General features: G+C 58.0%; 12 protein-coding genes. 5 read left to right on the forward strand and 7 right to left on the reverse strand.

Annotated features, from left to right (window positions below):
• Nucleotides 1-1,388: phospholipase C (locus FN369_RS00395; RefSeq protein ID WP_142524245.1), on the forward strand; the 1,388-nt coding region annotated here is incomplete at its 5' end.
• Nucleotides 1,389-1,450: 62 nt separating this feature from the next.
• The gene (locus tag FN369_RS00400; protein WP_246189457.1) at nt 1,451-1,837 is read left to right on the forward strand and encodes an NUDIX domain-containing protein; all 387 of its coding nucleotides are present in this window, start codon (nt 1,451-1,453) and stop codon (nt 1,835-1,837) included.
• Nucleotides 1,838-2,001: 164 nt separating this feature from the next.
• On the opposite strand, the gene FN369_RS00405 is transcribed toward FN369_RS00400, so the two are convergent.
• The 3 genes from FN369_RS00405 to FN369_RS00415 all read right to left on the reverse strand — a co-directional run bounded on the left by FN369_RS00405 (nt 2,002) and on the right by FN369_RS00415 (nt 5,213).
• Nucleotides 2,002-2,184, reverse strand: a complete 183-nt coding sequence (locus FN369_RS00405) for a hypothetical protein (RefSeq protein ID WP_142524247.1) — start codon at nt 2,182-2,184, stop codon at nt 2,002-2,004.
• Between the two features lie 4 nt (nt 2,185-2,188).
• Nucleotides 2,189-4,099: an ArnT family glycosyltransferase gene (locus FN369_RS00410; protein WP_142524248.1), complete on the reverse strand. Its 1,911-nt coding sequence runs from the start codon at nt 4,097-4,099 to the stop codon at nt 2,189-2,191.
• A gap of 73 nt (nt 4,100-4,172) precedes the next feature.
• On the reverse strand, nt 4,173-5,213 hold the full coding sequence (locus FN369_RS00415; RefSeq protein WP_246189458.1) for an HlyD family secretion protein: 1,041 nt from the start codon (nt 5,211-5,213) through the stop codon (nt 4,173-4,175).
• A gap of 64 nt (nt 5,214-5,277) precedes the next feature.
• Between FN369_RS00415 and FN369_RS00420 the strand changes: the two genes are divergently transcribed.
• Together FN369_RS00420 and FN369_RS00425 are read left to right on the forward strand one after the other, a co-directional pair.
• Complete coding sequence (locus FN369_RS00420; RefSeq protein WP_142524249.1) at nt 5,278-5,907, forward strand: TetR/AcrR family transcriptional regulator; 630 nt, start codon at nt 5,278-5,280, stop codon at nt 5,905-5,907.
• Between the two features lie 124 nt (nt 5,908-6,031).
• Nucleotides 6,032-6,646, forward strand: a complete 615-nt coding sequence (locus FN369_RS00425; protein WP_142524250.1) for a DUF2062 domain-containing protein — start codon at nt 6,032-6,034, stop codon at nt 6,644-6,646.
• Here FN369_RS00425 and FN369_RS00430 read toward each other — a convergent pair.
• The 4 genes from FN369_RS00430 to FN369_RS00445 all read right to left on the reverse strand — a co-directional run bounded on the left by FN369_RS00430 (nt 6,585) and on the right by FN369_RS00445 (nt 11,686).
• Nucleotides 6,585-8,384 (reverse strand): DUF4340 domain-containing protein, encoded by a 1,800-nt coding sequence (locus FN369_RS00430; protein WP_142524251.1) that lies wholly within the window; start codon nt 8,382-8,384, stop codon nt 6,585-6,587. The genes FN369_RS00425 and FN369_RS00430 overlap by 62 nt on opposite strands.
• A gap of 9 nt (nt 8,385-8,393) precedes the next feature.
• A complete protein-coding gene (locus tag FN369_RS00435; RefSeq protein WP_142524252.1) occupies nt 8,394-9,875 on the reverse strand; it encodes a GldG family protein in 1,482 nt (493 codons plus the stop codon).
• 10 nt (nt 9,876-9,885) lie between these two features.
• Complete coding sequence (locus tag FN369_RS00440; protein WP_142524253.1) at nt 9,886-10,635, reverse strand: ABC transporter permease; 750 nt, start codon at nt 10,633-10,635, stop codon at nt 9,886-9,888.
• 115 nt (nt 10,636-10,750) lie between these two features.
• Nucleotides 10,751-11,686 (reverse strand): ABC transporter ATP-binding protein, encoded by a 936-nt coding sequence (locus FN369_RS00445; RefSeq protein ID WP_142524254.1) that lies wholly within the window; start codon nt 11,684-11,686, stop codon nt 10,751-10,753.
• 73 nt (nt 11,687-11,759) lie between these two features.
• Between FN369_RS00445 and FN369_RS00450 the strand changes: the two genes are divergently transcribed.
• On the forward strand, nt 11,760-12,530 hold the full coding sequence (locus FN369_RS00450) for a ParA family protein (RefSeq protein ID WP_142524255.1): 771 nt from the start codon (nt 11,760-11,762) through the stop codon (nt 12,528-12,530).
• The last annotated feature ends 96 nt before the right edge of the window (nt 12,531-12,626 follow it).

Genomic DNA, 12,626 nt, shown 5'->3' on the forward strand with positions numbered 1-12,626 from the left:
TCCGAGCGCTCGGACGGCACGTTCCACCATCCCTTCTGCTCTCCACCCTCCTCCTCGCCCTGCTGCCGGGCGGCAGTACCGCAAGGGCGGCTCCGGTTCCATCGGTCCCGATCGATCATATCGTCCTCCTTTATCAGGAAAACCATAGCTTCGATAATCTTTTCGGGGAGTTCCCAGATGCCGAGGGGATTCCGAGAACGGCGGCGGTAGGGGTACAAGTCGATCGTTTCGCAGTTCCCTACAAGCGTCTCCCCCCGGTCCAGGAAGCCGGAACTCCCGATCATCGATTTCCGCCCAACCTTCCCAATCGACCCTTCCCGCTTCTCTCCTATGTCTCTTTGCGGGATTTGATTCCTGACCCCATCCATTCCTTCTATCGGAATCAGCTTCAGATCGCGGGAGGCGTCGGCAGCGGATACGTCGCATGGGGAACGACCGGCGCCTTACCCATGGGTTATTATGAAACCCAGCGACTGCCCATCTATCGTATCGCTCGGGAATATACGGTCCTTGACCATTTCTTCCAGGCGGCCTTCGGAGGCTCCTTTCTCAACCATATGTGGTTGGTGTCCGCCCAAACTCCATCCTGGGCTCACCCTCCGGCCGACTGGATCGCCGAACCCGTTTTCGACGAAAGTGGAAACCTCATCGGACTCCGGCGGGACGGTAAGGTCACTCCGGACGGCTATGTCGTCGGAACCGTCGAAGGCCAAATTGCCCCTCATCATCCCGCCACGCCGATCGATCATTTGCTTCCTCCGCTGACGATGCCGACAATCGGCAACCGCTTGAGCGAAGCGGGAGTGCGTTGGGCTTGGTACTCGGGCGGATGGCGGGATGCGGTCGCGGGCCGGCCGCCACCCACTTTCCAATTTCATCACCAACCCTTCGCCTATTTTGCGCGCTACGGGCCCGGGAGCGCGGAGAGGACTCTCCATCTCAAAGACGAGGCCGACTTCCTTGCCGACCTGCAAAGCGATCGACTCCCTTCGGTCTGCTTCGTCAAGCCCCTCGGCGCAAACAGCGAACACCCTGGCTATTCCAATGTGGAAGACGGGCAGAAGCATATCCTCTCCCTCATTCGAGCCATCCAGGCATCCCGCTATTGGTCTCGGTGTGCCATCCTCCTCACCTACGACGAGTTCGGCGGTTTCTGGGATCATCTCCCACCGCCTCGAGTCGATCGGTGGGGTCCGGGGACCCGCATACCGGCCGTCGTGATCTCCCCATACACGAAAAAAGGGGGTGTCGATCACCATGTCTATGACACCACATCCTTTCTTCGTTTCTTGGAATGGCGCTTCGGGCTCCAGCCCCTCGCCGATCGTGACGCAACCGCTGCGAATCTGCGCGAAGCCTTTCATTTTCCCCCGAAGCCACGGCCATGAGGAGCGCCCCGAAGCCTCGTCTCTCCGCCGGGGCCATCCTTTTTCGCCGGGATAGAGGGGAAGTGCGCTATCTTCTCCTTCGAGCCTTCCGCAACTGGGACTTTCCGAAAGGGTTGGTCGAGCAGGGAGAAGATCCTTTTGCGGCAGCCCGCCGCGAAATCTACGAGGAAACCGGAATCCGAACGCTCCGCTTCCCGTGGGGAGAAGAGTTTCGGGAAACGCAACTCTATGGGGCAAATAAAATTGCACGCTACTATCTTGCCGAAAGCCGGAGGAAAAAGGTGGTTTTCGGCATCAACCCGGCGCTCGGCAAGCCGGAGCACGAAGAATTCCGCTGGGTAGACGCCGAAGAGGCTCGCCGTCTCCTACCGCGACGGCTTTTGCCGATTTTCGAGTGGGCCCATCGTCGAGTGGCCGGCGAGGCCGGCGATCCCGCGAAGAGCTCCTAGCGTTCGTTTTTTAAAAGTTCCTACCCGAGACTCCATGAATGGGTTCCGATCCAAGATGGGAGGCACCGTTTCCTCCCGCACCGTGGAAAGACAAACAAGCTGCGGGCGTGGAAAAGCAAATCCGATGAAGAAGGCGGACCGAGCGGAACAGACGCCGCAAAGCGCTAGTCCTCTGGGTCATCCTCGAGCAAGGAATCGGATCCGACCCAGCGCCCGGATGCCCCCTCGACGGCTAGGTAGAACTGTGTCTTCTCCTCTTTGGACATCCGGTCGACGATCCCTCTCCATTGCTCATCCTCCTCTTGGAAGAGGCGAATCGCCTCTTCCATCTCTTCTCGACGGATCATCTTCTCACGACCCCCCTTCCACACCATTTACGACCAAGACGCGCGTTCCGCAACGGAGAATTGCTTTCCAGGACGGCGTCGTCTCATCGAAAATGGGCTTCCATCGCTTCATGGCGGACTGCTCGCAAATCAAGTAGATCGGCCTCTCTCCGCTCCAGAGCCGTAAAAACTCTTCCTCGGAAAGAGAGAGTTTCTGGCTTTCGGGCCAACTGCGCAGAACGAAGGACGATGCCGAAGAGGAGTGGAGCCAGAACACTTGGCCTTTTCGAAGATAAAAGAAAAGGCTGGAAAAGAAGTTCGGTTCGCCGTCCGCGATGATTCGTCGATTCCCCGCAGGCACCGTGTTGAGATACCGAGCGATCTTTTCCGAGGAGAAGTAATCCTCAAGCAGCTGGAAGCCTCGCCCTGCTTCCGCCAAGGGAAGAAGCATCGAGAGGGCAAGGCAGAGGCCAGAGGCGAGCCGATTTCCTCGGAAGGCGAACCAGAGCGCCGCCGTTCCTCCAAGGATCAGGCTCAAACTCGCCCACAGCAGCAGCGGAACGAAAGCACGCCATGTGCTGAAGGAAAATCCGAAGATTGCCGCCAGGAAGTTGTCCCGCCTGTCCACCGGAGCCGCAGCGATCGCGGAGAGATGATGGGTGCTCGACCAAAAACACAGGCCCGCTGCTCCGGCCGCCGCCGCCAGCGCGACGATCACCGCGAACGGAATCCAAATTGTCCAATGGGACTGTCCTTCCCCGGAGCGGCAAAATGGGCGAGCCAAATAGAGAGCCAATGCCGGAAAGCAGCTCAGAGCATAATAGTCCTGCAACGACGAACGGACGAGAGAGAAAAAAGTCACCAGGATCCAGAGACCGAGAAAAAGCGTTCCGCGGTCCCTCGGAGCCGTCGGAACGGCTTTCCTATGAGGGAAAGGCAACCAGAGGGCTGCGGCAAAGAGACTCCAGGGGAGAAGAAAGAGGAACTGCTCACTCAGAAAGACCGGCAGACGGACGGTTCCCGCATCCGGCGGGTAGCGCCGGTTCACCGCGTGGCCGAACTGCTCGTTTCCGAAATGTTCCCAAAGAAATCCGGGAAGTCTCCCCTCCATGAGGGCGTACCAGGGAATCACAAGACAAAAAAAGAGCGTGATGCCCTCCCAGCGAAAGATCCCGGCGGCCCTCCGCCTCCATTCCGGAGCGAAAAGTACGAGCAATCCAACCACGGCAAGAGGATAGAAGAGGGCGTGGAGGCCCTTAGCCAAGGTTCCCACGGCGATCGCGATCCAGAGCCCGATCAGATAGCGTTTCTTTCCCTCCGTAAGCGTCTTCCAGAGAAACCAGAAGCTCCATGCGATCGAAGCCGCAAGGAAGATCTCCGGCATGAGGATATGGCCGAAGACGAAGGAGCCGAACGCCGTTCCCAGGATGGAGGCTCCCATCAATCCGTCATTGCGTCCTCTCAGCGAGGCACCGAGGGAATAAGTAGCTCCGATCCAGGCGAACATGGCCAGCGCTTGCGGTAGGCGAACCGCGAATTCGTTTTCCCCGAAGAGGCCGGTGCTCAGTAAGATCAGCCAGTAGACGAGCGGAGGCTTTTGGCAGCGAGGGACGCCGTCGAGCGTCGGAAGGATCCAGTCCCCTCGAGCGCGCATTTCGCGCGCCGCCCCCGCGTAGAGGCCCTCGTTGTCGTCGAAAATCACTGGATGCCCGCTCTCGGCAATATAGAAAGCTCCAAGAGCGCCGATTACGAGGAACCCGAGGACGTCTGCGCCTCTGCTGTCTGAAACAAGAAGCGAGAGACGGTCAAAGAGCCGGTAGAACGGTCGAAAACGGTGCAAGCAGTTCTTCCCCGACCCCGCCTCTTCGAGCAGCTCCACATTCGGAGGAGCCGAAGTCTCCCTCCTTCCCGACTCCTCCGCTTGTGGAAAACCCAACCTTCCGCGCCGCCCCGAAACAGAGTCGCTCCGTCGGGTCGCCGGATTCCCTCTGGCACGAAGAACCGAAGCCTTACGCCCCCTTTACCCCGTTTTTCTGCCGCCGAGAAAGCAAAAAGACGAGAAGAATTCCCGCAAAGGCTCCCCCGGCAAACGCCACCGCTTCCCAGATCGGGCTCACCGCAATCTCCCGAACCCGAACCGAAGGAACGACAGACATTCCCGGCCCCACCGTCTCCCCGGCTCGAATCGGCTGGTCGAATAGAATCTTCACCGGGACTCTTTGCACGACCTTGACGTAGTTGCCCGTCGCGTTCTCGGGCGGCAGCAGGCTGAACTGGGCTCCACTGCCTCGCTGCAGACTATCCACATGTCCTTTGTAGAGATGATCGGGATAGGCGTCGATCCGAAAGAGGACGGGCTGACCCGGACGCATGTTGGTCAACTGGGTCTCCTTATAATTGGCGACGACCCAAACATGGGAGGGCACTATCGAAAACAGCGTCTCGCCGACCTGGACGTATTGGCCTCGTTCCACGGTTCGCTGCGTGATCCGTCCATCTTCCGGAGCAAACACTTGCGTATATCCCAGCTGCAGCTGCGTCAGGCGCAGGTAGGCTTCCGTAGAGAGCTTCGCGGCCCAGGCTCCGTCGAGTTGAAGCTGAGAGACGGAAGCGCTTCGAACGAGTTGAGCCATTCTTTTCCATTCCGTATCGGCCCAATCCCGGTTCGCCTGGGCCAAGGCAACGCGGGCCTGGTAATCTCGAGGATCGATTTCAATGAGAAGCTGCCCCTTCTTCACATCCATGTTGTCGTCGATGTGATAGCCCACCACGTGTCCCGCAACCTTAGGCGAGACCCGGATGATATGGCCTGCGATGAAGGCGTCATCCGTGGTCTCATTCGAAAAGAAGGAGATGAGAAACCGAAGAGAGGCCACGGCAACCACTCCTCCGATCAGAGCCGAAAGGAGGATCGAGGAAACCAGCCGGGCTCGACCGCCCAGAAGCCGCGGCCGATTCTGCTCACGCCCTTGGTCCGAGGCGGATCCGGTCTTTGCCGCGGAAGGAGATTCGATTTCGTTTCGAGCGAGCGCCATGTCCACACGCCCCATCCAAGAAGAACAACTCTTGACGCAGAGCGAAAGTAAATGATTACTTATCTAGCTTCTCGCCTCCATGTCAACTTCTCTCCGATGCAAGGGCCCTTCCAAGAGCCGAGAGAAGATCCTAACAGCGGCCACGTCTCTCTTTGCGGCACGCGGCTTCAAGGGAACAACGACTCGAATGATCGCGGACCATGCACGGGTCAACGAAGCGCTCATCTACCGTTACTTCCCGAACAAGGAAGGCCTCTACGCCGCCATCATCGAAAAAAAGATCGAAAAGCTCGCCCCGCTGCTCGATCGACTCCGCCACGCAGCGGAAACGAACGAGAGCGCGGAGAGAGTCTTGCACGAAATCGCCGGCGCCATGTTCGCTTCCGTGGAAGCCGATCCGCAGTTTTTGCGGCTCTTCTATTTCAGCGGGCTGGAAGGTCACGAGCTTTCCCGCATGTTCTTCGAGGCCTACATCGAGACTTTCAATCGCCACCTAGGCTCCTACATTCTCTCCAAAAGCAGGGAAGGCGTCTTCCGTTCGATCGACCCGACGCTGGCGGCCCGGGCCTTCGTGGGCATCGTCGTCCATTACCAGGTAATCCAAACCCTCTTTCCGGAAGCCGAGCGGATACGAAACCGAGAGGAAGCGATCAATACATTCGTCGACATCTTCCTCCACGGAGTCCTCGTACGTCCTTCGGCTTCTTAAAAGCGATCCACGCTTCCGAGGCCGATAGGCTTGCGTTTTGTCGCAAGAGCGAGGATCTTTCCTTCAGTTCTTCCAGCAGAAACGGGATCTCTAGACGGCGTCGCCCGAAGTGCTGTTGCGCATCATGAATTTGCGCCCTCGTCGACTCTGGCACTTACTCAAAGACCATGCTCAGCATCCCCATAAGAAACTTTTCCATCTTCGTGCCGATCCCTTCCCCATCGCCCTCGGCTTCGCCATCGGCATTTTCTACGGATTTACGCCGTTTTTCGGGTTTAAGACGGTTCTCGCCTTCATCACCGCCTGGCCGCTCCGTGCCAATCTGATCGCCGCCGCTCTAGGAGTTGCGGCCCATGACATCGCCCTGCCGTTCGTGCCGGGCCTACTCTGGCTCGAATACCAGATCGGCGCATTTCTCTTGGGATACGGGAGTCAGAGCCATCTCCTCCCCATGGGGCACGTGAGTTTTCGCGACGTGGTCAGTTGGAAAGGGCTCATGCGATGGGGATGGCCCATGACGGTCGGCTCCCTGATCGTCGGTCTCCCGGCGGCGGGAGTCGCGTTTTTCCTCGTGCACCGGGCCTTGCTTCGGTATCGGGAAAATGGTCCTTCCTCGGAGAACGAAACCAAAACAGGCCCTCCGGATCGCAAGACCGGCAAGACCGAAGCTCCCCCTGTCAACTTCGACGCGGCGACGCAACCTTCTGCCCTTCGGACGCAAGCTCGCCGAGCCCCTTGAATTCGGCCGCACTCAGCTCGAATGCTAGGGAATCCCCTTCGATCTGGGCGGCTCTTCCCCCATCGGGCAAGAGCCCTCCGATGTGAACCACCGTCGTCTTACCCGCTCGAATCAAGAGGGTAGCCTCTGGTTTGCTCAAGCCGAATTCGGGACGGGCGGGACCCAGCCAACGCACCGCTCGAAGCCGAGAAAGTCGGTCCACTGCAACCTTAGCCTGCTGCGCGATCGCTCCTTCCGCTCCATTCACCAGGATCTTGCCGTCGGACGAAATCCGGATCGTGGCCGAAGCGGAAGGAAAGGAGAGCTGCACCTCCTGAACATCCTTGGGCTGCAGTTGCAGGATTTCCAAACCCTTCCATTGCCATGCCTCTTTCGGAAGCTCCTGCAACCATTGCGAAGCAATTCGGTAGATGAAAGGCTCCAGAGAGTTTTTGACGTATGTTCCGTCCTTATCGCTCCGCCCGAGCAAGAGATCGACCGGAGCGGCGTTGGTTCCACCGGCTTCCACCAACTGCAGGACCACCTTCCCCTCCGGATGATCCAACCCGAAAGAGTGGAGATCCGAGGGTACGTCCTGGACGAAACTCTTCGTCTCCAGAGATCGCAAGGAGCGCAGGAACATCTCCACCCGCTCGCGGTCGACAACCCCTTTATACCCTGGACCATCTACGGTCCATCCGGCGCTCCGCTTGGTAAATCCGATGCCCCTTCCGTTCTGATCGACCTCGAAGCGGCTGACCTCGCTCACGGAGAACGACGGGACGACATGGCGATCTCGCACGCTCGCAAAAAAGCCGCGGGCCAGCTGCTGCACCGTCGCTGCAGGAAGAGTAAAGACCGCACTATCCGAGACCTTCTTGGCGTAGACGTCGTTCGGATCTCCAGGAACGGAGGAACCGATGAGAAGCCGCTCCTCCTTGGGTTTTTCCCCTTTTTGATCGACCCAGATTTGGTCGCTGGGACTGGCCAATCCGTATTGATTCAAAGCGGCGCCGTCGTCGGAGATGAACTTGCGCACTCGAAGCGTCGTGAGGGCGGAGAGCCATTCATCGACCTTGGTTGCGTCGGCACGAGCGGTCAACGGCTTGAGGAGTTGCCATTTCGTCCCCTGGCGGGCGACCTCGACGGTCAGAGGCGTGGCTCCGCCCTGGTCGACACCGCAACGTTGAACGAAGAAGCTATCGAAGCCGAAGACCACTCGATTCCGAAGGTCGTCGACGCTCTTGTCGAGGCGGTCCGCCACCGTGGAGTTTACCAAATAAACGGGGGCATTCGAGTCTTGCGCCGTTTTCGCGTAGACGAGGTCGCGCACGGCGGTTTTGCGGCCGATATAAAGTCCGTGGGTCTCTTTCCCGTCTCGAAACTCTACGATCAGCGAAGGAGCCGCCAGTCCCCACTGCTTGAGAGGATCTACTTTCCCCAACTCCTTCGAGGGGATCGTCCGCTCCGACTCTACAAACTCAAGTTCCGTGAGAAGACGATCCACGGCGGAATCATCGGCCTCCGCGCGAATGGGAGACGTGATTCGCCAATGGTTCTCCTTCTTCTCGAGAGTCACGCTATGGTCCGAAGCGGCAATCCGAAGCCAAGTCACATTTTGGCTCTGGAAATGGAAAATCTGCTTCTCCGTGCGGAGCTGCTCTTCGGTGGACTGTTTCCCCCGATCGACCAAGACGATGTAGCCGAACAACCCCAAAGCGACCAACAACAGCAGGAGTCCGGAACGAAATTGTTTCACAAGCCAAGCCTATTTTCTTCGCGCGAAGTAGACGGCGACGCCAAGCAGAGCACAAACCAAGGGTACGACTCCCAGGGCAAAGCTCCCCGCCGACTCTCTCTGGAATGCGGGTACCGATAGGGAAAACTCTTGCGCAACCTTGGGAGAGATCCCTAATGCCATCTCTCTCTTGAGCATCCAGTTGAGGACATTCAAGAAAAAGTCGACCGCCACCCCGTCGATATATTGATTCACCAAAAACGCCGACGACCCGATCGCAACGATCCTCGTGCCGATGACGTGGATCCCCTGTCCGGGCAACTCCCCTCCATCGAAAAGCATCGCCAAAGCCAGCGGTCCGGGAATGTCCGCGCCCGGATCGCGTTTCGGGTTTTGCGAGGCCACCTCCGATGGATCGGTTTCGCCCCAAAAAACCTGAGGCGTTTCGACCAAAGAGACCACCTTGGCCACGTTCGGATTTTGCTTATCCGGCACCACGCTGAGGGAGCGGGCATCGGGCATCTGCAAGCTCAACCCTTGCAGTCCTCGCACGGCGGGATGATCTGCATAATGGGTGCCTAACGCAGTAGTGATCAGAATGTCCCCCGTCATACCCCCCACTTTTCCGAATGCAACCACCTGATCGTTATCGATCCGAATCCCGTACTTTGCCAGCAAGGGTTCGAGGCCGGAGACGCTTTCCGCTCCTTCCAAGAGCAGAAGCTTCCCTTTTGCCTCCACATATTTTGCAATCGCCTCGACCTCCGAAGGACGAAATGGAACTTTGGGTCCCGCGATGATCACCGCATCGGCATCCGAAGGAACCATTGGAAATTCCGCAAGGTCGAGCGGAATGGTCTCCACGTTTTCGCGGCGAATGCGGAGATCGATCTCCCCATATCCCCCGGGGGCGCTCATGTTGCCGAACTCCCGCTCTCCATGCCCCGTGGTGACATAAACCTTCAATGGCTTTCCTTCGACCAGCGAGAGGATCGCCGCCGTAAACTGCTGTTCCCCTTTAAACGCCTTGATCCGCGGACTCTGCCCGAGCATCGCTCCGCTCATGTCGTAATCCACGATGTCCTTATCATTTACGAACTTGTGTCGACCTCGATATTCAAAGATCACCACGTTCTCACGCAGGTCGAACTTGAGGCGCTTTGCGAGCGCTTCCGCCCTGTCCAGATGGAGCGCGGGATCGACATATTCGATCTGCAACCGGTCGCCCCCAACGTATTTATACTGCCGGAGGAGATTGTCGATTTCCGTCCGGACCGGCGAATTATTGATCAGGCAGACGGTGATCCGCACGGGTTCGGTCAGGGAGCGAAGGATGCGGGTCGTCTTTTCCGAAAGCTGATAATACCCGCTCTTCGAGAGGTCCTGCCGATAGTAGTACTTGTAGCCCAAGTAATTGACCATCACCAAAATGGCGATGGACAAGACGATGGTGAGCGCGTTGTTGAGGCGCAAGCGGAGGCGCAAAGGCTGGGAAGCGGTGGGAGTCTTCATGAACAAGCCGTCAGGAACGCAGCCGTCGCCACTGGAGGACGCGTTCGGTAAGAAAGAGAAAGAGGATCGTGCCGGAGAGGGTCAACACCACGGGCCGGGAGTCGAAGATGCCTCGGGAGAAGGTATCCATCTGGTCGAGGAAAGAAAAATAGGTGACCAGGTCCCGCGTCTGACCGATCAGACCCAGGTAGACGACGAAGGAAAGGGAGAAAATGGCAAAGATGGCTCCAAAGGAGAGGATCGCCGCGACCATTTGGCTTCGTGTCAAGCAAGAGGCGAAAATCCCGATCGCCAAAAAGAGCCCGCCGAGCAGCAACAGCATGGCCAGGGAAAGCAGCTCCATGCTCACGGTCGCGCCCAAAGGATGTCCCCAAAGAATCCGCAATCCGAGAAAGTCGAGTGCCAGCGGGATCCAAAGGACGCAAAAAAAACAGAGGGCACCGACGAACTTGGCGAGAACCACCTCCCATTCCCGAACAGGGGCCGTCAGGATCATCTCGATGGTGCCGGACCGATTTTCCTCGGCAAAGCTGCGCATGGTCAAGAGCGGCGCTTGAATTAAAAGGAGGAACCAGAAGAAAAACGAGTTCACCGTCGCCTGCAAGAGCGTGAAGTCCTTGATATTATTCCTGGTAATGTATTCGAGCCAAAACACGAAGTTGAGCCCATGAATCAAGGCGCAGGCAAAAAGGACGATGTATGCGGTTGGAGAGATGAAGAAGCTCCGAATCTCCCGTTGGATCAGAACCCAAAGAACCATGACTTCCCTTTCTTTTCTAACCCCTTTTTGACACCTCCGCCATTCGCAGGGGAGGCATTTCCCCTTTTCCTATGGGAACGCCAGCGACCTCTTCTGCCGTGAGGCAGGCTTACGCTTAGTCCTGTGTAAGCTCCACGAAAATGTCCTCCAGGGAAGCCCGCACGCGAGACATCTCCCGAAGTCGCCAGTTTTGCTTCTGTACAATCGAAAAAATCCCGTCTCGAATATCCTTTCCAGCTTTCGGTGCAATCTCGAGCACGGACCATCCCTCCCGTTCCGCACGGCAATTCACTGTCTCGACATCCGGCAGTTGCGCGAATGCCCGCCGCGCATCCTCCGATCCGCAGGAAACTTCCACTCGAATCGCCCCCAATCCCCCCCCACGAATCAAACGGGCAAGGTTCTCGGGCGTGTCGGCGGCCTCGATCTTCCCTCGGTGAAGGATCAATACCCGCGTGCAGACCGCTTCCACCTCGCTGAGGATGTGGCTCGAAAGCAAGATAGTATGGCGATTGCCCAAGGAGCGAATCAGATCGCGAACCGACCGGATTTGATGCGGATCCAAACCGATCGTCGGCTCATCCAAGATCAGGAGATCGGGCTCGTGAACGAGCGCGTCGGCCAGGCCAACCCGCTGTCGATACCCTTTCGACAGGTTTCCGATGACTTTGTTCTTCACTTCGTCGAGATGGCAGAGACGGTTGACGGCTTCTACCCTTTCTCGGACCTTCTTGCCTCTTACGCCCTTGAGGCGAGCGCGATAAACCAGATATTCGTTCACCCGGAGGTCGGTGTAGAGCGGGACGTTTTCCGGCATATAGCCCACATGTCTCCGAGCTTCCAGCGACTCCGCCACGATGTCGTGTCCGGCGACGGCTACCTTACCGCCCGTCGGGGGAAGATATCCGGCCAGAATCCGCATCGTCGTCGTCTTGCCGGCGCCGTTCGGTCCGAGAAATCCGACGATCTCGCCTTTTTGGACGGAAAAGGAGATCCCTTGCACCGCGCGGAATCCCGCATAATCTTTGGTCAAATTTTCGACCGAAATCATCGTTAGAAAGAGTGCAGGCACATAAAAAACATTTTGCCGACTTGTCAAGTTTGTCGCACTGTCGCCCCTTGCCATGAAGGTCGTTGCGATCGCCAATCAAAAGGGAGGTGTCGGCAAAACGACCACCGCGATCAACCTGGCCGCCTGCTTGGCGGAGCAGGGGAAGCGAGTTCTTTTGATCGACACCGACCCGCAGGCGAACGCTACGAGCGGTTTGGGCGGCGCAGTTGCGCCAGGAGGAAGTCTTCGCTCGGTCTTGGTGGGGGAAAAGCTGCTTCGGGAGCAGATCGTTTCCACCCTCTTCCCGCATCTCGAGCTCATCCCCTCCGAATTGGAGCTGGCCACGATCGAAACGGAGTTCGCCGCATCGGAATCTCCCCTTTTCCATCTGCGCAAAGCTCTCTTGCCGCTTCGGCAAGCAGAAGAATATGAAATTGTTCTCCTCGACACTCCCCCTTCCCTCGGCCTTTTGATGGCCAATGCTCTTGCCGCCTCCGATCTCGTGCTGATTCCGCTCCAGTGCGAGTATTACGCCTTAGAAGGGCTTTCGAAGATCCTCGATCTCCTGCACAAGCTGGGAACGATCGATGAAGCGGGCAGGACCCGCATCCTCGGAATCCTCATGACGATGTTCGACGTGCGCACCAACTTGAGCCAACAGGTCGTCGAGGATGTTCGCCGTCATGTCCCTGATCTTCTCTTTCAGACGATCATTCCCCGCTCGATCCGGCTCGCCGAGGCACCGAGCCACGGCATGCCGATTACCGCGTATGACCCGTCCAGCGTTGGCGCAATAAGCTATCGTCACTTTTGCAAGGAGTTCCTGACCCGGCTATCCGGCTAATCAAGTGACGCGACGCAAGGTCTCCTGCCGAAGCCAATCGCTTGCGGTCGATTGCGCCTCGGCCGTCGGCATTGTCGACGGCATACCCGCCGGTTC

The organism is Methylacidimicrobium cyclopophantes (assembly GCF_902143385.2).
Lineage (GTDB): Bacteria > Verrucomicrobiota > Verrucomicrobiia > Methylacidiphilales > Methylacidiphilaceae > Methylacidimicrobium > Methylacidimicrobium cyclopophantes.